General features: G+C 58.9%; 24 protein-coding genes. 14 read left to right on the top strand and 10 right to left on the bottom strand.

All coding sequences use genetic code 11. From position 1 onward, the window contains the following. The 8 genes from rplS to KUW67_RS03495 all read left to right on the top strand — a co-directional run bounded on the left by rplS (window position 1) and on the right by KUW67_RS03495 (window position 8,528). Window positions 1–384: a 50S ribosomal protein L19 gene (rplS, locus tag KUW67_RS03460; protein WP_224823889.1), complete on the top strand. Its 384-nt coding sequence runs from the start codon at window positions 1–3 to the stop codon at window positions 382–384. Window positions 385–396: 12 nt separating this feature from the next. Then, window positions 397–618 (top strand): 50S ribosomal protein L31, encoded by a 222-nt coding sequence (gene rpmE, locus KUW67_RS03465; RefSeq protein WP_224823890.1) that lies wholly within the window; start codon window positions 397–399, stop codon window positions 616–618. A gap of 93 nt (window positions 619–711) precedes the next feature. Then, on the top strand, window positions 712–1,116 hold the full coding sequence (locus KUW67_RS03470; RefSeq protein WP_224823891.1) for a VOC family protein: 405 nt from the start codon (window positions 712–714) through the stop codon (window positions 1,114–1,116). A 61-nt stretch (window positions 1,117–1,177) separates the two neighbouring features. Further along, window positions 1,178–1,606 carry a hypothetical protein gene (locus KUW67_RS03475; RefSeq protein ID WP_224823892.1) on the top strand — a complete coding sequence of 143 codons (429 nt, stop codon included), beginning with the start codon at window positions 1,178–1,180 and terminating at the stop codon, window positions 1,604–1,606. A gap of 217 nt (window positions 1,607–1,823) precedes the next feature. Continuing rightward, the gene (locus KUW67_RS03480; RefSeq protein WP_255596711.1) at window positions 1,824–5,261 is read left to right on the top strand and encodes a reductive dehalogenase; all 3,438 of its coding nucleotides are present in this window, start codon (window positions 1,824–1,826) and stop codon (window positions 5,259–5,261) included. A gap of 283 nt (window positions 5,262–5,544) precedes the next feature. Continuing rightward, window positions 5,545–6,393 (top strand): MaoC family dehydratase N-terminal domain-containing protein, encoded by an 849-nt coding sequence (locus tag KUW67_RS03485; RefSeq protein ID WP_224823894.1) that lies wholly within the window; start codon window positions 5,545–5,547, stop codon window positions 6,391–6,393. After that, window positions 6,393–7,637, top strand: coding sequence for a CoA transferase (locus KUW67_RS03490; protein ID WP_224823895.1), 1,245 nt, complete (start codon window positions 6,393–6,395; stop codon window positions 7,635–7,637). Before KUW67_RS03485 ends, KUW67_RS03490 begins: the two co-directional genes overlap by 1 nt. An 81-nt stretch (window positions 7,638–7,718) precedes the next feature. Next, the gene (locus KUW67_RS03495) at window positions 7,719–8,528 is read left to right on the top strand and encodes a division plane positioning ATPase MipZ (protein WP_224823896.1); all 810 of its coding nucleotides are present in this window, start codon (window positions 7,719–7,721) and stop codon (window positions 8,526–8,528) included. Here the strand turns inward: KUW67_RS03495 and KUW67_RS03500 are convergent. Further along, complete coding sequence (locus KUW67_RS03500; protein ID WP_224823897.1) at window positions 8,497–8,718, bottom strand: hypothetical protein; 222 nt, start codon at window positions 8,716–8,718, stop codon at window positions 8,497–8,499. The two genes, KUW67_RS03495 and KUW67_RS03500, sit on opposite strands and share 32 nt — an antisense overlap. Window positions 8,719–8,810: 92 nt before the next feature. On the opposite strand from KUW67_RS03500, the gene KUW67_RS03505 reads away from it, so the two are divergent. Then, window positions 8,811–10,079: an MFS transporter gene (locus KUW67_RS03505; RefSeq protein ID WP_224823898.1), complete on the top strand. Its 1,269-nt coding sequence runs from the start codon at window positions 8,811–8,813 to the stop codon at window positions 10,077–10,079. 53 nt (window positions 10,080–10,132) lie between these two features. On the opposite strand, the gene KUW67_RS03510 is transcribed toward KUW67_RS03505, so the two are convergent. From KUW67_RS03510 to KUW67_RS03530, 5 genes are all read right to left on the bottom strand, one after another. Beyond that, the gene (locus tag KUW67_RS03510; protein WP_224823899.1) at window positions 10,133–10,810 is read right to left on the bottom strand and encodes a type 1 glutamine amidotransferase domain-containing protein; all 678 of its coding nucleotides are present in this window, start codon (window positions 10,808–10,810) and stop codon (window positions 10,133–10,135) included. A 123-nt stretch (window positions 10,811–10,933) separates the two neighbouring features. Next, the gene (locus KUW67_RS03515; RefSeq protein WP_370634878.1) at window positions 10,934–12,007 is read right to left on the bottom strand and encodes a BMP family ABC transporter substrate-binding protein; all 1,074 of its coding nucleotides are present in this window, start codon (window positions 12,005–12,007) and stop codon (window positions 10,934–10,936) included. Window positions 12,008–12,029: 22 nt separating this feature from the next. Beyond that, window positions 12,030–12,962: an ABC transporter permease gene (locus KUW67_RS03520; protein WP_224823900.1), complete on the bottom strand. Its 933-nt coding sequence runs from the start codon at window positions 12,960–12,962 to the stop codon at window positions 12,030–12,032. Then, window positions 12,962–14,047, bottom strand: coding sequence for an ABC transporter permease (locus KUW67_RS03525; protein ID WP_224823901.1), 1,086 nt, complete (start codon window positions 14,045–14,047; stop codon window positions 12,962–12,964). The genes KUW67_RS03520 and KUW67_RS03525 overlap by 1 nt, the downstream gene beginning before the upstream one ends. Then, entirely contained in the window at window positions 14,044–15,588 is a 1,545-nt protein-coding gene (locus tag KUW67_RS03530; RefSeq protein ID WP_224823902.1) for an ABC transporter ATP-binding protein, read from the bottom strand. The genes KUW67_RS03525 and KUW67_RS03530 overlap by 4 nt, the downstream gene beginning before the upstream one ends. 156 nt (window positions 15,589–15,744) lie before the next feature. On the opposite strand from KUW67_RS03530, the gene KUW67_RS03535 reads away from it, so the two are divergent. Together KUW67_RS03535 and KUW67_RS03540 are read left to right on the top strand one after the other, a co-directional pair. Continuing rightward, entirely contained in the window at window positions 15,745–16,437 is a 693-nt protein-coding gene (locus KUW67_RS03535; protein ID WP_224823903.1) for a trans-aconitate 2-methyltransferase, read from the top strand. Window positions 16,438–16,571: 134 nt separating this feature from the next. After that, on the top strand, window positions 16,572–17,015 hold the full coding sequence (locus tag KUW67_RS03540; protein WP_224823904.1) for a DUF4399 domain-containing protein: 444 nt from the start codon (window positions 16,572–16,574) through the stop codon (window positions 17,013–17,015). A 92-nt stretch (window positions 17,016–17,107) separates the two neighbouring features. Here the strand turns inward: KUW67_RS03540 and KUW67_RS03545 are convergent, their stop codons facing one another. Continuing rightward, window positions 17,108–17,848, bottom strand: coding sequence for an SDR family NAD(P)-dependent oxidoreductase (locus tag KUW67_RS03545; RefSeq protein ID WP_224823905.1), 741 nt, complete (start codon window positions 17,846–17,848; stop codon window positions 17,108–17,110). A gap of 125 nt (window positions 17,849–17,973) precedes the next feature. Between KUW67_RS03545 and argB the strand changes: the two genes are divergently transcribed. Genes argB through KUW67_RS03560 form a run of 3 tightly spaced genes read left to right on the top strand, consistent with a single transcriptional unit; the run spans window position 17,974 to window position 19,939 of the window. Beyond that, window positions 17,974–18,819 carry an acetylglutamate kinase gene (gene argB, locus KUW67_RS03550; protein WP_224824374.1) on the top strand — a complete coding sequence of 282 codons (846 nt, stop codon included), beginning with the start codon at window positions 17,974–17,976 and terminating at the stop codon, window positions 18,817–18,819. After that, the gene (locus KUW67_RS03555; protein ID WP_224823906.1) at window positions 18,816–19,448 is read left to right on the top strand and encodes a ferredoxin; all 633 of its coding nucleotides are present in this window, start codon (window positions 18,816–18,818) and stop codon (window positions 19,446–19,448) included. Before argB ends, KUW67_RS03555 begins: the two co-directional genes overlap by 4 nt. Further along, the gene (locus tag KUW67_RS03560; RefSeq protein WP_224823907.1) at window positions 19,445–19,939 is read left to right on the top strand and encodes a histidine phosphatase family protein; all 495 of its coding nucleotides are present in this window, start codon (window positions 19,445–19,447) and stop codon (window positions 19,937–19,939) included. Before KUW67_RS03555 ends, KUW67_RS03560 begins: the two co-directional genes overlap by 4 nt. Window positions 19,940–20,032: 93 nt before the next feature. Here KUW67_RS03560 and KUW67_RS03565 read toward each other — a convergent pair whose 3' ends face one another. Genes KUW67_RS03565 through KUW67_RS03575 form a run of 3 tightly spaced genes read right to left on the bottom strand, consistent with a single transcriptional unit; the run spans window position 20,033 to window position 23,327 of the window. Beyond that, window positions 20,033–20,800 (bottom strand): amino acid ABC transporter ATP-binding protein, encoded by a 768-nt coding sequence (locus tag KUW67_RS03565; protein ID WP_224823908.1) that lies wholly within the window; start codon window positions 20,798–20,800, stop codon window positions 20,033–20,035. 15 nt (window positions 20,801–20,815) lie between these two features. Next, window positions 20,816–22,111, bottom strand: coding sequence for an amino acid ABC transporter permease (locus KUW67_RS03570; protein ID WP_224823909.1), 1,296 nt, complete (start codon window positions 22,109–22,111; stop codon window positions 20,816–20,818). Window position 22,112: 1 nt separating this feature from the next. Then, window positions 22,113–23,327 (bottom strand): amino acid ABC transporter permease, encoded by a 1,215-nt coding sequence (locus KUW67_RS03575; RefSeq protein ID WP_224823910.1) that lies wholly within the window; start codon window positions 23,325–23,327, stop codon window positions 22,113–22,115. Window positions 23,328–23,384: the final 57 nt, after the last annotated feature.

Here is a 23,384-nt window from a genome sequence, read left to right on the forward strand (position 1 = left end):
ATGGACCTGATCGCACAACTCGAAGCCGAGCAAATTGCAGAGCTTGGCAAAGACATCCCCGATTTCAAAGCGGGTGACACCGTTCGCGTCGGTTACAAAGTGACCGAAGGCACGCGCACCCGTGTGCAGAACTACGAAGGCGTCTGTATCGCACGCAACAACGGCAAAGGCATTGCCGGGTCGTTCACCGTGCGCAAGATTTCCTTCGGCGAAGGTGTGGAGCGTGTGTTCCCCCTGCACTCGACCAATATCGACAGCATCACCGTTGTGCGCCGTGGCCGTGTCCGCCGCGCCAAGCTGTATTACCTGCGGACGCGTCGTGGTAAATCCGCGCGTATCGCCGAGCAGACCAACTACCGCGCGCCCAAGGGCGCCGAGGCATAAGGACGTACCCCGATGAAAAAAGACATCCACCCCGATTATCACTTCATCGACGTCAAAATGACCAACGGTGACATTGTGAAAATGCGCTCGACCTATGGCGAAGAAGACACTGTCCTGTCGCTCGACATCGATCCTTCCGCGCACCCCGCGTGGACTGGCGGCAACACCCGCCTGATGGACACCGGTGGCCGCGTGTCGAAGTTCAAGAACAAGTACGACGGGTTCGGCTTCTAAGCAGCCCAATCCGTTTGAGAATAGAAAGCCGCCCTCGACCGGGGCGGCTTTTTTCATGCGCGTCATTTCCGGGGAGCCGTTATAACGGGTGTCATGATTTCTCATATCACCCTTGGCACATCCGATCTCACCCGCGCGCGTCAGTTCTACGCCCCATTGATGGAGGCCCTTGGCTGGTCCCTCGTTGTGGTCGAGGACGCGTGGATGGGCTGGACCCCCAAAGACGTGCCCCGCCCTCTATTCGTGGTGGGTCTGCCAGAGGATGACGCCCCCGCCAGCGTCGGCAATGGCACCATGATTGCGTTGATGGCCTCCGACCGCGCTGCCGTTCGTGACGGCCACGCCGCGGGTCTTGCTCAAGGCGGTACCGATGCAGGTGCCCCCGGTCCGAGGCCGCAATACCACGTGGATTTCTACGGCGCTTATCTGCGCGATCCGGATGGCAACAAGCTGTGCCTGTGCTGTCACGACCCGGAACCGGGCCACTCAGACCTGTGACCAACGAGTGAATTGAAGATTGCGCCGAGATGGTTCAAACACCTGCCAAGCATCGAACGTCTTGAAAGGTTCAGTTTTGCAATTCCGCCTACCCGGACAAACGGACCGTTCCTTTGCGATCTTGATCGCGATTCTGCTGGGGCTGTGGGTGACCTATTTTCACGCCTCGATGATCTCTCTGGGCGAGATCAGTCACTACGATGAATATCTGGCCCTTGACCGCATCACCGCTTTCGAGCGGCAAGGCGATTGGTGGAACGTCTATAGCAACCAGCAAGTCACCTTCAACAAGCCGCCCCTGCAATACTGGATGAGTGCGCTTTTGCTGGAAGCAGGTGTCGATATGACAACCGCGCTTCGCGCGCCGTCCTGGCTTTTCGGTGGGCTTTGCCTGATCGCGACCGGCATGTTGGCGGCGGCGATCTTGCCAGGCAATCCTTGGGTGATCCCGGCAGCAGTTCTGCTCGTCACAAGTTCCGAACGGTTCTAGAAAAGCGCCATGACGGCGTTGCTGGACACCGGATCCCTGCTGTTCGTGACCCTCGCCATGGCCGCTTTGATCCTGGCCCTCAGGCGAAATCATCGGCATCTGCACTCAAGAGCAGCTCAAGGCGCTCGAGGCGGTCTTTGACGACATCAAAATCAAGGACACCGCGCAGATCTACGCCTATTTCAGCGCGCGCGTCGCGCCGTAGGGATCACGCGATCTGAACTGTCGGCACGGCGCGCCGATGACAATCCAGTCAACGTCGGCGCCACTTTTTGGTCCATCGCTGTCGGACAGGTTTGGCCACCTGATCGACAGTGTTGCCGTGGGTGCGACTATCCTTGGCGTGGTTCAAAAGCTTGGCTTCGGTATTAAGTCGTTCCTGGCGGGGCTGACCCGGATCGCCTCCGGGGCCGTTTTCATTTCCCACGGCCTTGGGATCAGTTTACTTAGACACCCAATGCGCCTTTTCTCTGATAAAAACAGGCCCGTGCATATGGGCCCCTATCCGACAGAACGCCTGTCACGGCGCGCAAAGGTCGATCTGTCCGACGTCCCACCTGCGCCGCAGCTTTCGTTTGATCGACCAGAGGATCCGCTTTCGATCCTGAATGCCATGCGCGAGCATCAAGCGATGCTTGACGCGATCCGCGACGGTTTTGTGAACCGCGCCGTGGCCGAAGCTCCGACCGATCCGCAAATACGCGCGCATCACCTCAAAGCGTTCGGCTATTTTGCCGACGCCGCCGATGTCGGCATCTGCGCTGTGCCCGGCACAGCTGTCCTTAAAGCTCCATTCGCCAACCCCGATATTGACCGGCTTGCCCATGATCTGAAAACCCGGCAGACCAAGACGCTTGCCTCGGGCATCGACATGATTATGGCCGACCTGAAAGAGTCGATGGAGGCCCCAGCAGCCACGATTGACGGCCATACCCACGCCCTCGTCCTGCTTTATGAGAACCCCCGCGCGCCGGAGATTGATGAAGCCGGCACCGTTTGGATAAAAGACGCCCAAGCGCACCGTGCGGGGCTATTGGCCGCCGAAACGGCCATCGTTCTGGCGAATTATCTGCGCGTTCTGGGATATCCGGCGCGGGGGCATACTGTCGCCAGCGCGGATGTCGATCTGAACCAGCTGGCCGTTGCGGCGGGCCTAGCCACGATCGAAAACGGCGCGCTAACACATCCTTATATCGGCACACGCTTTGGCTTTGCTGCTGTCACGACAACCTTTGAGCTTGCCCCGGATCAACCGCTGGCTCCACGTGGCGATCAGCCCAAATCAGCTTTCGGCGCCGTGTGGCGCATTGGCTCAGCCGCGCGCAAGAATGCGACCAACGCGGTGCCTTATGCCAAGCGCCGTTTTGTTGATGGCGCGCATCCGTTTGAAACGCTCAAACGGGTCGACACGCCCACCACCTATATCGACGAGCCGAACGTGCCCCGCGTTCCCAAACGCGCTGATCTGTTTGCCCGCGGCCAATTTGGCGACATGGGCAAAAAGATGCAGGACGCCGCGAAAGGCGGCCATTACGTTCGCAAGGCCGCCCCGTCGATGGCCCAGCGCCGCGCTCTTGGGGCTTTTGTTTTACTTCAAGATGGCGAACCTGCGGCGCAGAAAGTGCCGCTCTCTCCGGACGAGGCGGCGGCCCTTATCAAAGCGACCAGCTATTGGTTGGGGGCCGACGCGGTTGGCCTGTCGCGCTGTCCAGATTGGGCATGGTATAGCCACGACGCCCGCGGCGCACCGATTGATCCGCCCCATGACCAGGCGATTAATATGATCATTGATCAGGGCTACGAGACGATGGAGGGTTCGTCTGGCGATGACTGGATAGCCGTTGCCCAATCCATGCGCGCCTATTTGCGGTTTTCGTTGCTGGGCGGCGTCATCGCCAAGCAAATCCGCAACCTCGGCTACAGCGCCAAGGCACATACGGTGATGGATGGCGAAGTGCTGCAACCGCCACTTTTGCTGCTGTCGGGTCTGGGTGAAGTGAGCCGAATTGGCGAGGTAATCCTGAACCCGTTTCTTGGCCCACGCCTGAAGTCCGGCACCATCACTACCGACCTGCCGCTGGCTCATGACAAGCCCATCGACTTTGGTCTGCAGACCTTCTGCAAAAGCTGTAACAAATGCGCGCGCGAATGTCCGTCCGGCGCGATCACGGCTGGGCCAAAGCTGATGTTCAATGGCTATGAGATCTGGAAATCCGACAGCCAGAAATGCGCGACATACCGCGTGACGACCGAAGGCGGCGCGATGTGCGGGCGGTGCATGAAGACCTGTCCTTGGAACCTTGAGGGATTGTTCAAGGAAACGCCGTTCCGCTGGGCGGCAATGAATATCCCCCAACTTGCGCCTGCATTGGCCAAGCTCGATGACGTGGCGGATAATGGCACACTGAATCCGGTCAAGAAATGGTGGTGGGATCTGGAGATTGCCGAGGACGGCGGCTATCGCCCCACGGAAAAACCAGTGAATGCCCGCGCGCTGCAAAAGGACCTCGCCCTGAAATACGAGGACCAGACGCTTGCGGTTTATCCCGCCCCTCTGGCCCCGCATCCTTACCCCTACCCGTTCCCGATGGACCGTGAGGCCGGGATCGAAGCCTATCAGGCGATGGTGACCGCCGATGAATACAAAGCCCGCTTAAAGCGCGGCGATAACAGTGTTCTGCATGTCTACACAGCCGAAGGCGACAGCCCCGTCATTCAAGTCGAAATCACCAAGGCGGAGGCCACCGCAGAAGGCGTGATGAAATACGAATTTCAGCCTGTTGCAGGTGGCGATTTACCCGAATGGCAAGCCGGTGCACATCTGGATATCGTCATCGCACCAGAGTTCTTGCGTCAATATTCCATGTCAGGAAACCCAAAAAATCGCAGTCTATATCAAATTGCCGTTCTTAAAGAAGAAGACGGGCGCGGCGGGTCCAAGCTGATGCATCGCATCTTTAACGAAGGGCGGAGGCTCTTTATTTCTAAGCCCATCAATCACTTCCCTCTCGACCCGACCGCGCAGAAAACGATCCTGATGGGCGGCGGGATCGGAGTGACGCCTTTGATCGCGATGGCGCATGAGCTGCACGCAGCTGGGCGAGATTTTGTGCTGCATTATTCGGGCCGAAGCCGCTGCAAGATGGGACTGCTGGACGATATCGCCGAATTTCCCTGGGCCGATAAGGTGCAGCTTCATATCTCCGATGAAGGTACCCGCATTAACCTTAGCGCAGCACTCGCCTACACGCCCGGCGCGCATGTCTATACCTGCGGCGCGGACCGCTATATGCAAGCCGTTCTAGAGGCCGCCACAGCTGCGGGGTTCCCGGAAGACGCACAGCATCTGGAATATTTCTCGGTCCCCGAACAGCCGGACTATGTGAACCACCCGTTTACGCTACATCTCGCAAAATCCGGTCAGGACCTCTATGTGCCCGCCGACAAATCCGCAACAGATGTCCTGATCGAACACGGCATCCCGGTCGATGTGAAATGCTCGGACGGGATTTGCGGTGTCTGCAAATGCAACCTGCTGCAAGGAGAGGTAGAGCATCGCGATTTCGTCCTCTCCAAGGCCCAACGCGAGGGCGCCATTATCCTGTGCCAGTCGCGCGCCGCCACCAAAGATGCAATCATCACGATTGACCTCTAGACGCGGAAAGCACGGGGCATGACAGCTCCCTTGCCGATTCTATACACACGGTGAAGACGGGGTCAGAAGCACCTTTTCCATAAGCACCGCACAGCATTATGCGCGTTTTCCAAAGCCCATGCTGCAACCGCACAAAACAGGAAATCTTTCAGAGATTCCAACAAGAAACCCCGATGCTGCATATGCGAAATCTCTTATTTGTATGCAACGGTATTCCTCTAAGTATCTAAATTCATTTGCTTTTTTCTGATTTCTCCCTCAATTTACAAAAAGGGAGAGTTGTATGGAGCAAAATCACACAAAGATGTTTGAAGCGCGCACCGAAATCGCCCAAGGCGGGGTTTCGACACAACTTGCCGCGCAGATTCATGCAACACTCGCGCCTTCGACCGCGTCCGCACCAGCCACAGGCACCCCCATGCCCGCACTGTGGCATTGGATGGCCTTTCCGCCAACCGCACCGATGTCAGAGCTTGGCAGCGACGGGCATCCCAAGCTTGGCGGCTTTCTTCCCGATCTTGGTCGTTCTCGCAGGATGTGGGCGGGCGGCGCTCTGGAGTTCAAAGCACCGTTGCACGTGGATGAGCAGCTCACCAAGTCCTCGACCATTCGCAGCATTACAGAGAAAGACGGCCCCACCGGTCCCATGAGCTTTGTAACCGTTGACCATGAGATCAGCGGCGAGGCAGGCGTCGCGATCAGGGAACGTCAGGATATTGTTTATCTCGATATTCCGGAAGCTTACACACCGCCGCGCAAAACTCCTGTGCCTGAAAACTCAACGGCGCAGCGCAGCATACCTGTCCCGCCAACATTGCTGTTTCGCTATTCTGCGCTGACTTTCAACGCGCACCGCATTCACTACGATCTCGATTACACTCGCGACGTAGAGCATTATCCGGGCCTTGTCGTGCATGGCCCATTGCAAGCGACGCTGGCGATGCAGATGGCCGTCGAATTGGGTGGCAGCACTCCGGACCGGTTCGAGTATCGCGGCATTCACCCACTTTTCGCAGGCGCTGATCTGCAGATTTATGGCACCCGCCAAGACGGTGGTCAGATCGACGTCGCCATCGGCGCGGCAGAGGGTCATCAGACCCTCAAAGGCACAGCAACTTGGGAGGACATCTGATGCAAAACGGCGTTCTGAATGGCATGCGCGTGGTCGAAGGCTCGGCCTTTGTCGCAGTTCCCTTGGCGGGTATGACCTTAGCCCAGATGGGCGCCGAGGTGATCCGTTTCGACCGTATCGGCGGCGGCTTGGACGCCGGACGCTGGCCCCTGTCGCCAAGTAAAGAAAGCCTCTTTTGGGCGGGTATGAACAAAGGCAAGAAATCCATCGCCGTCGATATGAAAGCCCCTCGCGCCAAAGAGCTTATTACACAGATCATCACCGCACCGGGCGAGGATGCAGGGCTTTTTCTGACCAACCTGCGTGTGCGCGGCTGGATGGATTACGAAACCCTGTCGCAACACCGCGAAGATCTGATTTGCGTGACCCTGACCGGGGACCGCCATGGGCGTCCCCAGGTTGATTATACGGTGAACCCAGCGCTTGGCATTCCGCATATCACCGGCCCCGAAGGCAGCGATGCACCCGTCGCCAACGCTTTGCCTGCCTGGGATTTGATCGCAGGCAATATGTGCGTCTCAGCCCTTCTTGCGGCAGAGCGGCACCGCCTGCGCACCGGGCGCGGGCAGGATGTAGAGCTGTCACTAAAGGACGTGGCGGCTGCAACGTTGGGTCATCTGGGCATGATCGGGGACGCGATCCTGAATGAAGAGGAACGCACCAAAGCGGGCAATGCGCTTTATGGGGCGTATGGGCAGGATTTTATCTGCGCCGACGGTCGACGCGTCATGGTGATTGGCCTGACGGATCGGCAATGGCGCGGGCTTGTGCGTGCCACCGACAGTGCCGATGCGATGGCCGCGATCGAGGCGCGTCACGGTGTTGATCTGCGCAACGAAGGCACACGCTGGAGATATCGCGCACAGATCACCGCGGCGCTGAAGCCATGGTTTGCGGCCCGCCCTGTCGCCGCATTCCGCGATGAGTTCGACCGCGCTGGCCTCACATGGTCCGAGTTCAAGACGCTCAAGGAGGCTGTCGCAACTGACCCGGACCTTGGCCCCGACAATCCGATGTTCGAAACGATGCAACAACCCGGCATCGGCGCGTTTCCGGTGCCTGCCAGCCCCGTTACATATTCCGAAAGCGGACGCTTGCCGCCGCAACCCGCCCCCGCGCTGGGACTGCACACGGAAGAAATTCTGGGTGACGTGGTTGGGATGACCGACACCGAAATCGCCCAGCTCTTTGATGAAGGCGTTGTGCAAAGCCCGCAATATAACTCGGCCCGTCCAGCTGCCTGAGGGGGTTTTCGCCCTTCCCCCGCGCCTGAAAATCCGCCTATAACGACTGCCAAAGGCTTATAAGCCAAAGGGGTAAGGGCAGTGGCACATATCATTGTTGTCGGAAACGAAAAGGGCGGCGCAGGCAAGTCGACCGTGTCGATGCATGTCGCTACAGCACTGGTGCGCATGGGCCATAAGGTCGGCGCGCTGGATCTGGATTTGCGGCAGAAAACCTTCGGGCGCTATGTCGAGAACCGCCAGAAAACGGCGCAGAAAGAAGGGCTGGAACTGGCCACGCCCGACTATCGCGACCTGCCCGAAATTGACAAAGACAGCCTGAAACCCGGCGAGAATATCTTCGACCACCGTCTGTCCGCTGCTGTGGCGACGCTGGCACCGGATAGCGACTTCATCCTGATTGATTGTCCCGGCTCGCATACGCGCCTGTCACAGGTCGCGCATTCACTGGCTGACACGCTTGTCACACCCCTCAATGACAGTTTTATCGACTTTGACCTATTGGCCCATGTGGATGGCGATGCCGAGAAGATCCTTGGCCCGTCTGTCTATTCCGAGATGGTCTGGAACGCCCGCCAGCTACGCGCACAGGCGGGGCTGGAGCCCATCGACTGGATCGTTGTGCGCAACCGTCTGGGCGCGCAAAACATGGTCAACAAGAAGAAGATGGCTGCCGCCTTGAACAAGCTGTCCAAACGGATCGGATTTCGCACCGCACCCGGCTTTAACGAGCGTGTGATCTTTCGCGAACTGTTTCCGCGCGGGCTGACCTTGCTGGATCTAAAGGACATTGGCGTGACGCAGCTCAACATCTCGAACGTGGCCGCACGCCAAGAGCTGCGCGACCTGATGACAGCGCTTAATCTTCCGGGGGTAACGGTGAATTTCTAAGCGCTTTCAATGATCTATAGATCACGAAGACTGCGAAGCCCCCGCCGAACAAGCCGACCTCGACCCATGCGGGATTGAAAGTTCCCATCATCAAAGTGGCGATCACGCCGACGATGAAGAACGCGATCAGCGCCAATCCGAAAATCAGGAAAAAGATCGCCTCCCCGCGGGAGGGGCCGTATTTCGACATGGTTATCCTCGCTGGCTTGGGAACCGCGACATGAGTTTCCGCGTTTGCGTCAGTTACCCTATCGCACCCCCCGCAGGAGTCCACATATCGCAATGGTTTTGCAACGCGCCTATGCCACCCTGACAAGTACCAAATCCGATGATCTGGAAGACGGCGAGGCCCGGAACGGCCTGGTTCATTCAACCTCGCTGATCCTGACAAAAACGGCGGACGGGCTGATTGATCCGAAACTGGTCTTGTCCTGGTTACTGAATGCCCTTGGCGCGCCCGGCGCCGCAATCGGTGCCTTGGTGCCCGTGCGCGAGGCCGGCGCACTTCTTCCGCAACTCGCCCTTGCCCGCTATGTGGAGCGCAGCCCACAACGCAAGACATTCTGGGCGACCGGGTCCGCACTGCAAGGCCTGGCTGCTGCAGGCATCGGAATTGTCGCCTTGATCTATAGCGGCGCTGTCGCGGGCTGGACCATCCTTGCGTTGTTGGGGCTGCTCGCCTTGGCGCGTGCCGCGTCGTCGGTCAGCTATAAAGATGCGCTGGCTCGAACGATCCCGAAGACGCGGCGCGGGGCCGTCACAGGGCTTGCGTCCAGCGCGGCAGCCGGTGCGGTCTTGTTGTTTGGCGGCCTGCTCTCATTCGGATTGGTGCCACTTGAAACAGGCACACTCGCCGTGGCGATCCTGATCGCTGCCGGGTTCTGGCTGATCTCATCGGCGCTTTTCCTGACCCTGAACGAGCCGAAAAGCAAACCAGACGCGTCAGAAGAGGCGGGTTTGACGCAGCTGGTCAAGCCACTTCTCAGCGACGCGCAGTTGCGTCGCTTCATAGCCGCGCGGGCGCTTCTTTCAGTGACCGCGCTTGCGCCGCCCTTCATCGTCTTGCTCTCGTCTGAACAGCAACGCTCCGGCTTAGGTGATTTGGGTCCTCTGGTCATCGCCTCCGCACTGGCTTCCATCGTTTCGGGCTATGTCTGGGGGCGCATTGCGGACCGTTCCAGCAGGTATTGTCTTATTCTTGGTGGACTTCTGGCTGCGGTCGTCTTTGCGGCAACCGGGGGCATCTCGCTGACATGGGGCATGCTTGGTGGAACGCTCGCATGGGCCACTGCGATCTTTGTGGCACAAATTGCCTATGAAGGAGTGCGCGCTGGGCGAAAACTGCACCTGACGGATATGGTCGGGGATGAAAAACGCGCGCGCTACACGGCCATCTCAAATAGCCTGATTGGAGCAGCTTTACTGGCAGGCGGCGGTTTTGGCGCTTTGGCCGACTGGATTGGAACGGCCTGGGTCTTACTGGTCTTCGCCTGCATTTGCGTCGCAGGTGCGTGTGTCGCGGTATCGCTGGATGAGGTGCAGCAAGACTAAAACGCCCGCCGGTATCAAGCGGCGGGCGTTTCTTGGGGCGCACTCTCTAGGGGCTATCCCATTAGCTCTAGCAACGCCTTCGCGGTCGGCGCAGAAGATGCCGGGTTCTGACCCGTCACAAGCATTCTATCTGTCACCACGTAAGGCTCGAAATTCTCACCTTTCTCGTAGGTGCCACCGACCTGTTTCAAAGCATCCTCCAGCAGGAACGGCACAGCATCGGTCAAGCCAACCGCTTCTTCCTCTGCATTTGAAAAGCCGGTGACCTTGCTGCCCGACAACATGGCGCGACCGTCCATGTCTTGCGCTTGCAACAGGGCAGCGGGCGCATGGCATACGGCACCAATCGGTCGCCCGCCGATCTGGAACGCTTGGATAACGCGCTTGGACTCTTCGTCACGGGCCAGATCAAACATCGGGCCATGACCGCCCGGCAGGAAAACGGCGTGATACTCGTCCGGCTGAATCTCGGACAGCTTCACCGTGTTCGAAAGCGCGTCTTTGGCGGCATCGTCCTCGTAATAGCGTTTCGTGTCTTCGGTCTGGGCATCATCGGTCTCGCTGCGCGGATCAATCGGCGCGGCCCCACCCTTTGGGGAGGCCAGCGTGATCGTCGCCCCTGCGTCCTTGAAGACATAGTACGGTGCTGCAAATTCTTCGAGCCAGAGACCGGTTTTCTCACCGGTATCCCCCATTTCATCATGTGATGTGAGGATCATAAGGATGTTCATAAGATGGCCTTTCGTTGAGGATGAGCATTCAAAAGACCAACGGGACAGCTACGCCCAAGTTCCCGCCCAAACGAAAAAAGGCGCGGAGAACACCGCGCCTTTCTTCATCAAAATGCTGCAAGATCAGTTCGGAATTTCTGCCGTGATCCCTTCAACATAGAAGTCCATGCCAGCCAGCGTGCCATCATCAGCGGTCTCGCCTTCGGCCAGCCAGACGGTGCCGTCTTGCTTGTTGATCGGGCCAGTGAACGCGTGATAGCTGCCGTCGGCCAGCGCCTCTTTCATGGCCATAGCCTCTTCGGCAACCTCAGCCGGAACTGCGTCGGTGATCTCACCAATCGCGACCATGCCCGGGCCGATGCCGTCCCATGTGTCCGTGCTTTCCCATGTGCCGTCCATGACGGCCTGCACGCGCGCAATATAGTAAGGCGCCCAGTCATCGATGATCGAAGAGACGCGCGGGAACGGGGCGTATTCGCTCATGTCAGAGGCCTGACCGAAGCCGATCACGCCGCCTTTGGCTTGCGCCGCCGCCAGCGGTGCGGTCGAGTCAGTGTGCTGCAAGATCACGTCAGCGCCCTGTTCGATCAGCGCATTTGCGGCGTCGGCCTCTTTTGCCGGATCAAACCAAGTGTAGGCCCAGACGATGTTAAACTCGACGTCGGGGTTCACCCGGCTGGCGTGGATATAGGCCGAGTTGATGCCGCGGATAACTTCGGGGATCGGGAAGGACGCGATGTAGCCGATCTTGTTCGTCTCGGTCATCTTGCCCGCGATATGGCCTTGGATCGCGCGGCCTTCATAGAAGCGCGCGGAGTAGGTCGACACGTTGTCGGCGCGCTTATAGCCGGTCGCATGCTCGAACTTCACATCGGGGAAATTGGCAGCCACGTTGATCGTCGGGTCCATATAGCCAAAGGACGTGGTGAAAATCAGATCAGCACCCGACAGCGCCATCTGCGTCATTGCGCGTTCTGCATCGGCGCCTTCCGGGACGCTTTCTTGGAAGACGGTTTCGACCGCATCACCGAAATGCTCTTCGACGGCCAAACGGCCTTTGTTGTGCTCATAGGTCCAGCCACCGTCACCAATCGGGCCGACATAGATAAAGCCCACTTTCAGCGGGTCTTCGGCCATTGCAGCGCCACCGATAGCGGCGGCCGCGACGGCACCAAGAAGGGTTTTCATCAGGTTCATTTGGTTCTCCCAGGTTGTCGCCTCAGCTTGAGGCGTGGAACGGTTTTCCCAGCGCCGCGGGCGCATTCAAGGCAGCGCGCGTGCGGTCGCGGGACATGATGACAAGCACGAGGATCGTGATCAGATACGGGCTCATCGACAAGTATTCGACGGGGATTTTGAGGCCCGCCGCCTGCAAGTTCAACTGCAAGACGGTGATGCCGCCAAAAAGATAGGCACCCAGCAGCGCGCGCCACGGCTTCCAGCTTGCAAAAACGACGATGGCCAGCGCAATCCAGCCTGCGCCAGCGGTCATGCCTTCGGTCCATTGTGGCACGCGCACAAGGCTGAGGTAAGCGCCGCCGAGGCCCGCGCAGGCCCCACCGAAAGCAATCGCCATCAGGCGAATGCGCACGACCTTGTAGCCCAGCGCATGGGCGGCATCGTGGCTTTCACCGACCGCACGCAGGATCAGACCCGCGCGCGTTCTAGTGAGAACATACCAGACCGCGGCAACGATCCCGATAGAGATATAAATCATAGCGTCATGTTGAAACAGGACCGGGCCTAGCACCGGGATATCTGCAAGCGGGCCAAGGGGGACATCTGAGGTCGCGGGCGCGCGGATACCGACATAGTTCTGCCCCATCAGCGCGGCGATGCCGAGGCCAAACAAGGTTAACGCGAGACCCGTGGCGACTTGGTTCGACAGCAGTACCTGGGTCAGAAAGCCAAAGAGTAGCGACAGTAGGGCACCGCCTAGTGCAGCGGCGATAAAGCCCAACGTCGGCGAGTCCAGATTGACCGCCGCAATAAACCCGGTAACGGCCCCGACAATCATCATGCCTTCGACACCAAGGTTCAAAACGCCGGATTTTTCGACGACCAATTCACCTATGGCCGCCAGCAGGATCGGCGTAGACGCGACCATCAGCGAGGCCAGCAGAATGAGCGGGTTGATTGAGCTAAGATCCATCACGCCACCTGCTTTGGTTTAATCCGAATGCGGAAGTTGCTCAGCACATCGACGCCGAGCAGGAAGAACAAAAGCATCCCTTGGAACGCTTGGATCGCCGCCGATGGAATGCCCAGCATGAACTGTGCCAACTCCCCGCCGATATAGGTTAACGCCATGAGCAAACCGGCCAGCAGGATGCCGATAGGGTGCAAGCGGCCAAGGAAGGCTACAATGATGGCTGTGAATCCATAGAAACTGTTGAAGTCGATGCTGATCTGGCCTGCGGGGCCGGACACCTCAAAAAGGCCCGCAAGGCCCGCAAGGCCGCCGGAAATCCCAAGGCACAGCGCGATCAAGACGTTCGGTCTGACACCCGCAAACCGCGCCGCGCGCGGGGCTTGGCCTGTCAGTTTGATCTGATAGCCCAGCAAGTGCTTGTTCAGCAAAACATACGCCGCGATCACAGCGATGAAGGCCGCGACAACACCCCAATGCGCGCCGGTGCCTGCGATCAGCTCGGGGTTCGCAGCAGAGGGGTATTGCTGCAAATTGCGTGATCCGGGAAAGCCGCCACCGTCAGGATTTCTGAGTGCGCCCAAGGCCATAGAGGCCAAAAGCTGCTCGGCCACATAGACCAGCATCAGCGACACGAGAATTTCGTTGGTGCCAAATCTGATCTTCAAAACCGCGGGGATCATCGCCCAAAGCGTGCCACCAATAGCCCCTGCGAGAACCATCAGAGGGAAGATATAAATCGCCTCCGTCGGGTAGAAAGCAAGGCCGACAGCCGCGCCGCAAATGGCCCCGACGATGTATTGCCCCTCAGCCCCGATATTCCAGATGCCCGCGCGAAAGCCCAGCGACAGACCGATGGCGATCAAGATCAACGGAGCTGCTTTCACCAGCAATTGCGGGCGCGAATAGCTGGCGAATTGCGGGTTGAAAAGCGGATCCCAAAAGATCGTGCGGATCGCCTCGAACGGGTCCTTGCCCAACAATGCAAATAGTAAACCGCCTGCGATCATGGTTAACACGACCGCGAGGACCGGCGTCAAAGCCTGCCACATGCGCGAAGGTTCGGGGCGGCGTTCAAGCGTGATCATGCGGGCTCCATATCATGGGCACCGCCCAGCATCAGGCCGATCTGATCGAGCGTCAAACCTGCCGCTGGCACGGCCTCGCTCAGGCGTCCGCCGTTCAATGCGGCAAAACGGTCGCTGATCTCCATCAACTCGTCCAAATCCTGGCTGATGACGACAACGGCGCTGCCTTGACCAGCCAAGTCCAGAAGTGCTTGCCGGATCGCGGCAGCCGCGGCGGCATCAACGCCCCAAGTGGGTTGGTTCACAATCAAAACGTCCGGGTTTTGCAGCACCTCGCGCCCGATCACGAACTTCTGCAGATTGCCGCCAGACAAGGCGCGCGCAACCGAACTGACCCCCGGCGTCCGCACGTCAAATTCGTTAACGACCCGCTCTGCGAAGGCCCGTGTCTTGCGCCAATCCAGAAATCCGTTACGCGCCAGATTTTCGCGGACATGACCCGTCAGCAACGCGTTCTCAGTCAGGCTCATATCGGGCGCTGCGGCATGGCCCAAGCGCTCTTCCGGACCGCTGAGAATACCCACGCGCCGCCGGGCGGTTGGCCCCAACTTGCTGATCGGCTGCCCGTTCAAAAAGACCCCTTCCCGCGTGCCACGCTCGCCGGATAGCGCAGCCAGCAGCTCGTCCTGCCCGTTGCCAGCGACCCCACCGATCCCGAGCACTTCACCTTGGCGCACCTCGAAGCTGACATCGCGTAGCGGCGTGCCGAACTGCGTGGCAGGCGGCAGGGAGAGGCCCCGCACTTCCAGCGCAACATCGCCCAGATCAGCCCCGCTGGCCTTGGTTTGCTGCAATACCTTGCCGACCATCATCTCGGCCAACTCACGCGCGGTTTTCTTGCGCGGATCGCAGGTCGCCACAACCTTGCCACGCCGCAGGATCGTGGCGCTGTCACACAGCGCTCGAATTTCCTCAAGTTTATGAGAAATATAGAGAATTGCGGTGCCTTCCGCCTTCAACTTACGCAAGGTGGCGAACAGAATATCGACCTCTTGCGGTGTCAAAACGCTGGTCGGCTCGTCCATGATCAGCAATTTGGGATCCTGCAAAAGGCAGCGAATAATCTCGACCCGCTGACGCTCTCCGGCGCTGAGATGGCCAACCAGACGGGCCGGGTCCAGCGGGAGCCCGTAAGCCTCGCTCACCTCGGTGATGCGGCGGGCAAGATCGCGAAGGGGGGGCGGATTTTCCATGCCCAACGCGATGTTCTCAGCAACATTCAATGCCTCGAACAGGCTGAAATGCTGGAACACCATCGCCACGCCAGCAGCCCGTGCGGCGCGTGGCTCTGGCGGCGCAAAAGGCGCGCCGCTCAACGTCATCGCACCACTGTCAGGGCGCACCAGGCCGTAGATCATCTTGACCAAGGTCGACTTGCCCGCGCCGTTTTCGCCCAGCAAAGCATGAACTTCCCCACGCTCGATGGAGAAGGACACATCATCATTCGCGATAACACCCGGATAGGCTTTGCTCAGCCCATCGACCGTCAAAAGCACACTCAAATCGCAGGTCCAGTCATGATTACCCCAAGGATCACCCATGCCAGCCTATGCCAAGCACAAAAGCCCGGCAATGGCATGTCGCCCAATTGCACGCTCCCGCTGCAAAACGGTTGGCATTTAGCATTTTTATTAGACAATGCCGGGGCATGCAGGGTTGTAATACAGCCAAACAACGCAAAACGCAGGGTTGGGCAGATGGCAGAGAAGAAACTGGGACCGTTCAAACGCGCCTTGAAGGAGGCCGAAGAGAAAGCCGGGGCAATACGCGTTGAAGAAGACGGGATCGTCACGCACACCTACCCAGATTACGAGACCTATCGCGACGTTCAAGTAGCTGGAAACAAAGCCAAACTGCGCATGCAGTTCGTTAAGGAAAGTCACATCATCGGGCTCAGCACGTATCTGGGCGAGATTTTCGAGACAGTGGATTTCGGCTTGTGTCACGGCACACGGCGCGGTCAGGAGCAAGCCTGGTTCAAGGCGCATCTCCCAGGCTCACCTACGATTATCGGAACCGAGATTTCCGACACCGCTGATCAGTTTCCCGATACGATTCAGTGGGATTTTCAGGATGACAATCCCGACTGGCATGACAAGGCGGACTTCGTCTACTCCAACAGTTGGGATCATGCCTATGACCCAGCCAAAGCCTTCGACAGTTGGACGAAATCCCTAAAGCCAGGTGGCGTTCTCCTGCTCGATCATACGAAAGGACAGACGCCCGACGCGGCCAATGCGCTTGACCCGGTTGGGGCCACGTTAGATGGGCTGAAGACCTTGTTGAACCGCGCTTTGGACGGCCAAGGCGAGATCCGCGAGACCTTGAACTGGTGGCGCACCAACAAGGAGTATCGCAGCCGCGTGGTCGTTTGGCAGAAGGCTTCGTGAAAGCGTTCAACTGAGCGCAAGTCAACGCTGCCAACCCGCCGCAACCTATCGCGTGGCTCATGTGGTCCTCGCCCTGCTCGACTTAGCCAATATTTCCCCTACGTCATCTAACATGAGTAATGGGAGGACCAATCATGAGACATTTGCTGACCGGTTTGATCACCGCCGCTGCGCTGACAGGCGCCGCCTTCGCACAAGATACGCCTGCCCCGGACGATGCAGAGCTATACTTTATCGGTCTTGAGGACGGCGCCGAAGTCACAGCGCCCGTGACCGTCCAGTTTGGCCTGCGTGGCATGGGCGTCGCCCCTGCGGGGGTTGAGCAAGAGATGACCGGGCATCACCATATCTTCATCAACCGTCCGCCCCTTGGCGAGGGCGAGTTCGGCGCTGAAGAGTTTGAGTTGGGCATTCCGTCTGACGAGAACCACATCCATTTCGGCGGCGGTCAGACCGAGACCACGCTGGACCTGCCACCCGGCGAGCACACGTTGCAACTGGTGCTTGGGGATCACGGCCACGTTCCGCATAATCCACCAGTGACCTCGGACGTGATTACGATCACCGTTTCGGAGTAACCGCCTCTCTCGGCGAAAAGACGTTGGCAAAATAAGCTGGGCCGACCCTCAGGTCGGCCCCTCCAGCGACCGCACAGCAAGCACAAAACCTATTAGACGTGCTGGCCTGCGTTCACTTCGATCTCGGTGCCAGTCACATAGCTCGATTGATCCGAGCACAGGAAATAGATGACATCTGCCACCTCGGACGGTTGCCCAAGCCGCCGTAGAGGCAGGCCTTCGACAATTTTCTCTGTGCCCGGGCTAAGGATAGAGGTTTCCACCTCTCCCGGCGCAATCGCATTCACCCGCACACCCAAAGGCCCGAAATCATGGGCCATTTCACGCGTCAGCGCAGCCAGAGCCGCTTTTGATGTCGAATACGCGGCCCCGGCAAAAGGATGCACCCGCGCACCCGCGATCGAGGTCACGTTCACAACCGATCCTTTGGCCGCCGACAATTCGTCTTTCAACCCCCGCGCCAGCACGACAGACGCAAAGAAATTCACATGAAAGACTTTGCCCCATGTGCGCAAATCCGTCTCAAGCGTGTTCAAACGCCCGCCTTCGTCGTCCTTGGGCGAAATCCCTGCATTGTTCACCAACGCATCAAGCCGCCCGTCAATCTTCGACTTCACGACTTCAATCGCTTTGATCGTATCATTCGGGTCGGCCAGATCGACCTGAATGTGGTTCTCTTCCCCGCCGGGCCACGGGCAGCGCGCATCAAACGCCTGTCGCGAACAGGTCAGCACGCGCCACCCAGCCGCTGAAAACCGTTTGACCGTCGCGTGGCCGATGCCGCGGGAGGCCCCCGTCAGCAGCATTGTTTTTACGCTGTCTGAATCGCTCATGCTTCGGGCTCCTTTTCTGATCCGACTCTAGCAGCCGCAGCCCAACACGCAACGCACCCCTTGGCACATGGGCGCGAACCGACTAACGATGCGCTCAAGAGGACAGCATGAGACAACAGACTGCTATGAAAAGCGACTGGATCGCCACCGCCCGCACGCTCAGCCAGGCCCTGCCCTATTTGCAGCGCTATGACGATGCGATTGTCGTCATCAAGCTGGGCGGCCACGCCATGGGCAGCGACGAAGCGATGGAGAGCTTTGCCCGCGATGTCGTGCTGATGCAGCAGGTCGGGGTGAACCCCGTGATCGTCCATGGCGGCGGCCCGATGATCAATCAGATGCTCGACAAGCTTGAGATCACGTCCGAGTTCGTGAACGGCAAGCGCGTGACGGACGAGGCCACCATTGAGGTGGTCGAGATGGTCCTGTCAGGCCGCGTCAACAAGCGCATCGTGCAGGCGATCAATGCGCAGGGGGGCCGCGCGGTTGGCCTCTCTGGCAAAGACGCCAATCTGATCACCTGCGACCCGGTGGACCCGGCTTTGGGTCTCGTAGGCGCGCCCAATGACATTGACCCCAGCGTACTGCAGTCGATGTTCCGCGATGATATGATCCCCGTGATTGCACCGCTTGGCGCAGGCCGCGCAGGCGAGACGTTCAACATCAATGGCGACACGGTCGCAGGCGCCGTTGCCGCCGCGCTGAAGGCCGACCGGCTTTTACTGCTGACCGATGTGGACGGCGTGAAAGACGCCGAAGGCAATGTCGTGACCGAAATGACGCCGCTCCAGATCGAGGCCATGACCAAGGATGGCATCATTGCAGGCGGCATGATCCCCAAGACCGAAACTGCGCTTGAGGCGATCCGTGGCGGCGTCCGCGCGGTGGTCATTCTGGATGGACGCGCGCCCAATGCCTGCCTGCTGGAGCTTTTCACAGATCACGGCGCAGGCTCCCTGATCCGCGCGTGAATGAGCTGGAGGCAGAAGCCAACGCGCGCGGTCTGACCATCGCTGGCAGCTTTCATCCCAAGCCCGAAGACGCGCTTCCAAAAGATATCGAAACACTGCTCCTGCTTGCACCTGATGGCGCGCGGTTTTGGGACATCTTCACTCAAAGCGCCGCCTTCAATGATGGCGCGCCTGACCCCTTGGACCGCTGGTCGCGTCAGATTATTGGCCGCTGGGCCTGCGATCTCGGGGCCAAAGCGCTTTTCCCTTTTGGCGGGCCGCCCCATCAACCGTTTCACACTTGGGCCTTGCGCAGCGGTCGGGCGTTTTCCTCGCCCGTGGGATTTCTGGTGCACGCGGAACAAGGGCTGATGATCTCATTCCGCGGCGCGCTGGCGCTAAGAGAGCGGTTGAATCTGCCGCCCGCGGTCGAAAATCCATGCCTTACCTGCCCGGCCCCTTGCACCGCAGCATGCCCTGTCGGTGCACTGACGCCACAGGGCTATGACGTGCCGCGCTGCAAAATCTATCTTGCAGATGCGCCGCCTTGCTTGCACCAGGGCTGCGCTGTGCGCCTCGCTTGCCCGATCAGCCAAACCTTTGACCGCCCCTCGACCCAATCAGCCTTCCATATGAAAGCATTTTTATGATCAAGACCCTGATCCTGATGCGCCATGCAAAGTCCGACTGGGACGACCCGCTGATGCCCGACTTCGAACGCCCGCTTAACAAACGGGGCCGCGCCGCAGCGCCTGCCATCGGCAACTGGATCACGGCACAAGGCCTCGCACCCGACCTCACACTTTGCTCGAGTGCCAACCGCACCGCTGAGACATGGGCGCTGACAGGGCTGGAGGCCGATATTCGCTTTGAAAAACGCCTCTATCACGCGACCGCAGACATGATGCTCAGCGTTCTTCAAGAAGCGGCGGGCGACACCGTGATGATGATCGGCCATAACCCCGGCATCGCTGATTTCGCTGAGCGGCTTGTCAAAACGCCGCCCACCCATCCCGATTTCTGGCGCTATCCGACAGCGGCCACACTGATCGCGACGCTCGACATTTCAGACTGGATTCAAGCGCAGTTCGCTCAGGCAACAGCACAGACTTTCATCGTCCCAAGGGACCTGACAGACTGATCTTCTTTTGTCCTGAAATACCGCAGAGTTTGAGGCAGAGCCTCAATAAAAATTGGAATGCGCCCCCGTTCAGGGGGCGCTCCGTGTCTTGACCTAGTGGCCCAGGATCTGGCTGAGGAACAGCTGGGTGCGTTCGGATTTGGGGTTGTTGAAGAACTCTTCGGGTTCGTTCTGCTCAACAATCTGACCCGCATCCATGAAGATCACGCGATTGGCGACCTGACGGGCAAAGCCCATCTCGTGGGTCACGCAAAGCATGGTCATGCCCTCTTCCGCGAGCTCGATCATGGTATCCAGAACTTCCTTGATCATCTCCGGGTCCAGCGCCGATGTCGGCTCGTCAAAGAGCATGATACGCGGACGCATGCACAGCGAACGGGCAATCGCCACACGCTGCTGCTGACCACCGGACAACTGGCCGGGATATTTCAGCGCCTGATCGGGGATTTTCACCTTCTCAAGGAAATGCATCGCCGTTTCTTCGGCTTCCTTCTTGGGCGTCTTGCGCACCCAGATCGGGGCCAGCGTGCAGTTCTCAAGGATCGTCAGATGGGGGAAGAGGTTGAAGTGCTGAAAGCACATGCCGACTTCCGAGCGGATCGTGTCGATATTCTTGAGATCGGATGACAGCAATGTTCCGTCCACCGTGATGGAGCCCTGCTGATGCTCTTCCAACGCATTGATGCAGCGGATCAGCGTCGATTTACCCGAGCCGGACGGCCCGCAAATCACGATCCGCTCTCCGCGAAAAACCGTCAGGTCAATGTCGCGCAGAACGTGGAAGGTGCCATACCATTTGTTCATTCCCTGAATGTCGATTGCGACTTCGTCAGAGACTTGCATTGCAGCTGTTTCGTTCATGTTTTCAGCCCTTCCTTAGCGGTGGCCGGTCTGAAGCTTGCGCTCCAACCATTGTGAATATTGCGAGATGCCGTAGCAGACGACGAAGAACAGGACCGAAGCAAAGGCCCACAGCTCCCAGTAAACGCCCGCCCAGTCGGTCGAGGACAGGATCGGTCCGCGGATCATGCCCACCAGATCGAACATCGAGATGACCGATACCAGCGTGGTATCCTTGAACAGACCCACCGCCACGTTCACGATCCCGGGGATCGAGATTTTCAACGCTTGCGGCATGATGATCAGGCGCGTGGCCTGTGCGTAATCCAGGCCAAGGCTGTCTGCGGCTTCATACTGACCGCGCGGCAAGGCAGCCAGACCGCCCCGGATCACCTCGGCGATATAGGCCGACGAGAACATCGTGATCATGATGATCACCCGCAAGATCAGGTCGAGCGAGGTTTCCGGCGGGAAGAAATACGCCAGAACCACGTTCGCCACGAACAGCAAAGTGATCAACGGCACACCCCGGATAAACTCAATGAAGATCACGCAGATCCACTTGATGATCGGCATATGCGACTGACGACCCAGCGCCAGCGCGATGCCGATGGGCAGCGACAGCGAAACGCAGACCGTGCCAAGGATCATGTTGAGCATAAAGCCCCCCATGTTCCGGCTTGCGACCTCTGGCAGCGCTAGAAAGTTCGGCGCCGCCTGGACAAGAAAGCCCGTGACCCACCATGTGATCAGCGCAGCAGCAACGGCCCCGAAAAGGCCCGCTGCAAAGCTGTTCCGCTCCAATCGTCTGAAGGCAAAGTAGCCCACGACGAAACCCAGAAGCGCAGTGATCGGGATCAGGATCGTGCCGCCCCAGATCAGGAAATACGCAAGAAACGGGTAGATGCCCGTGAAGGCCAGCATGATGCGCGGCAGGTTCAGGAACAGAACCGGCGCAACGGCCACGAAGAGCAGAACAAACGCAAATGTCGGACGCCAATACTCGGAACTGGGATACTCAAAGCCAAACAGAAGTTGCTGCCACCGCTGCTCGATCACGGCGAAACACGCGCCGCCATTGCCTTGAGTGATCTCGCGACACTCGCGGATATTGTCCACGCCCCAGACACCGTTGGCGATCCAAGGGAAAATGCCGACGACAAGCGTGTAAACGATGTAGACACCCAGAAGGGTCATGATCGTGTTGAACGGCCCCGAAAAGAGGTTCTCGCGCATCCACTTGACCGCACCGGTCTGACCGGGCGGCGGCGGGGCTGGTGGGATTTCGGTGTGCCGCACGAAGGCGACGGTTTGTGCATGTGTGTCGCTCATATCACCGCTCCTTCAGCTTGATCGAGTTGTTGTAGACGTTCATCAGCGCCGAGATCGTCAGCGAGAATGTCAGATAGAACAGCATCAGCAGAAGAACGGATTCAATGGCGCGTCCGGTCTGGTTCAGCGTGATGCCACCCAGCGTTCCGGTCAGGTCCATATACCCCACGGCAATCGCCAGCGAGCTGTTCTTGGTGATGTTGAGATATTGCGAGATCAGTGGCGGGATGATGACGCGAAGCGCTTGCGGCAAGATCACAAGGTTCATGATCCGGCCCGAGCGTAGACCAAGCGCCGCGGCCGCCTCTGTCTGCCCTTTGGAGACGGCGAGGATACCGGCACGCACGTTCTCGGCGATGAAAGCTCCTGTATAGATCGCCAAAGCGAACCATAGCGCGATCAATGAGCCACGGATGGTTAAACCGCCTTGGAAGTTGAAGCCCCGCAATTCGGGATATTCCAGGCCAATCGGACGACCGAGGATGAAATAGGCCAGCAGCGCAGGCACAAAGAAGATGGCCAGCGACGGCAGGAAGACCGGCACGATGCGGCCCGTATCAAACAGCACCTTCCGGGCGTAACGACGCCACAGGAAGATACCGGCGATGGACGCCAGAAAGACCGCCACGACGATCCAGCCACCCGCCTCAAAGACCGGCTTGGGGACGTAGACACCACGGTTGGTGAAGGCAACCGCATCGCCGACCATGCTGGCGGTCGGATTATCGCCCCGGAAATCGCGAGGCTGCGGGAAGACATTGGCCGTCACCGTGAAGATGATGATGATCCAGATCAGCACGGGCACGTTACGGAAGGCCTCGACATAGAGGCTCATCAGTTTCGAGATGATCCAGTTGTTCGACAGGCGCAAAACACCAGCGATCACACCGAAGATCGTCGCCGTCACACAGGCCAGAAACGCCACAATCAGCGTGTTCAGCGCACCCACGATAGAGGCCCGCATATGCGTGCTTTGACTGTCATAGGGGATCGGCTGCTGGTTGATGTCATATCCAGCTGGATCGCCCAGGAATTCATAGGAAATATTCAGGCCCGCTGCCGCAAGGTTTTGCGCAAGATTGTTCCCGAGGATCGAGAAAATCACGATCAGCGCGAGAACTGCAATAGCCTGGAAAGTATAGGAGCGATACCGGGTGTCGTTGATCAACATCGACAGGCGGAATGACTCCTTCGGAGGGTCAGTCGCAATGGTCATTATATGTGCTTCCCTGAAGCGCCCTCGGTCTCTCTTGACGGGTTGTCCCGTTCTTGG

This window comes from Cognatishimia sp. MH4019, from assembly GCF_020177595.1.
GTDB lineage: Bacteria > Pseudomonadota > Alphaproteobacteria > Rhodobacterales > Rhodobacteraceae > JAHTBL01.

Bases quoted from the DNA above. Each gene is read 5' to 3' on its own strand.
- rplS (WP_224823889.1), top strand. From the start codon at position 1: ATGGACCTGATCGCACAACTCGAAGCCGAGCAAATTGCAGAGCTTGGC.
- rpmE (WP_224823890.1), top strand. From the start codon at position 397: ATGAAAAAAGACATCCACCCCGATTATCACTTCATCGACGTCAAAATG.
- KUW67_RS03470 (WP_224823891.1), top strand. From the start codon at position 712: ATGATTTCTCATATCACCCTTGGCACATCCGATCTCACCCGCGCGCGT.
- KUW67_RS03485 (WP_224823894.1), top strand. From the start codon at position 5,545: ATGGAGCAAAATCACACAAAGATGTTTGAAGCGCGCACCGAAATCGCC.
- KUW67_RS03490 (WP_224823895.1), top strand. From the start codon at position 6,393: ATGCAAAACGGCGTTCTGAATGGCATGCGCGTGGTCGAAGGCTCGGCC.
- KUW67_RS03500 (WP_224823897.1), bottom strand. From the start codon at position 8,718: ATGTCGAAATACGGCCCCTCCCGCGGGGAGGCGATCTTTTTCCTGATT.
- KUW67_RS03505 (WP_224823898.1), top strand. From the start codon at position 8,811: ATGGTTTTGCAACGCGCCTATGCCACCCTGACAAGTACCAAATCCGAT.
- KUW67_RS03510 (WP_224823899.1), bottom strand. From the start codon at position 10,810: ATGAACATCCTTATGATCCTCACATCACATGATGAAATGGGGGATACC.
- KUW67_RS03515 (WP_370634878.1), bottom strand. From the start codon at position 12,007: ATGAACCTGATGAAAACCCTTCTTGGTGCCGTCGCGGCCGCCGCTATC.
- KUW67_RS03520 (WP_224823900.1), bottom strand. From the start codon at position 12,962: ATGGATCTTAGCTCAATCAACCCGCTCATTCTGCTGGCCTCGCTGATG.
- KUW67_RS03525 (WP_224823901.1), bottom strand. From the start codon at position 14,047: ATGATCACGCTTGAACGCCGCCCCGAACCTTCGCGCATGTGGCAGGCT.
- KUW67_RS03530 (WP_224823902.1), bottom strand. From the start codon at position 15,588: ATGGGTGATCCTTGGGGTAATCATGACTGGACCTGCGATTTGAGTGTG.
- KUW67_RS03535 (WP_224823903.1), top strand. From the start codon at position 15,745: ATGGCAGAGAAGAAACTGGGACCGTTCAAACGCGCCTTGAAGGAGGCC.
- KUW67_RS03540 (WP_224823904.1), top strand. From the start codon at position 16,572: ATGAGACATTTGCTGACCGGTTTGATCACCGCCGCTGCGCTGACAGGC.
- KUW67_RS03545 (WP_224823905.1), bottom strand. From the start codon at position 17,848: ATGAGCGATTCAGACAGCGTAAAAACAATGCTGCTGACGGGGGCCTCC.
- argB (WP_224824374.1), top strand. From the start codon at position 17,974: ATGAAAAGCGACTGGATCGCCACCGCCCGCACGCTCAGCCAGGCCCTG.
- KUW67_RS03560 (WP_224823907.1), top strand. From the start codon at position 19,445: ATGATCAAGACCCTGATCCTGATGCGCCATGCAAAGTCCGACTGGGAC.
- KUW67_RS03565 (WP_224823908.1), bottom strand. From the start codon at position 20,800: ATGAACGAAACAGCTGCAATGCAAGTCTCTGACGAAGTCGCAATCGAC.
- KUW67_RS03570 (WP_224823909.1), bottom strand. From the start codon at position 22,111: ATGAGCGACACACATGCACAAACCGTCGCCTTCGTGCGGCACACCGAA.
- KUW67_RS03575 (WP_224823910.1), bottom strand. From the start codon at position 23,327: ATGACCATTGCGACTGACCCTCCGAAGGAGTCATTCCGCCTGTCGATG.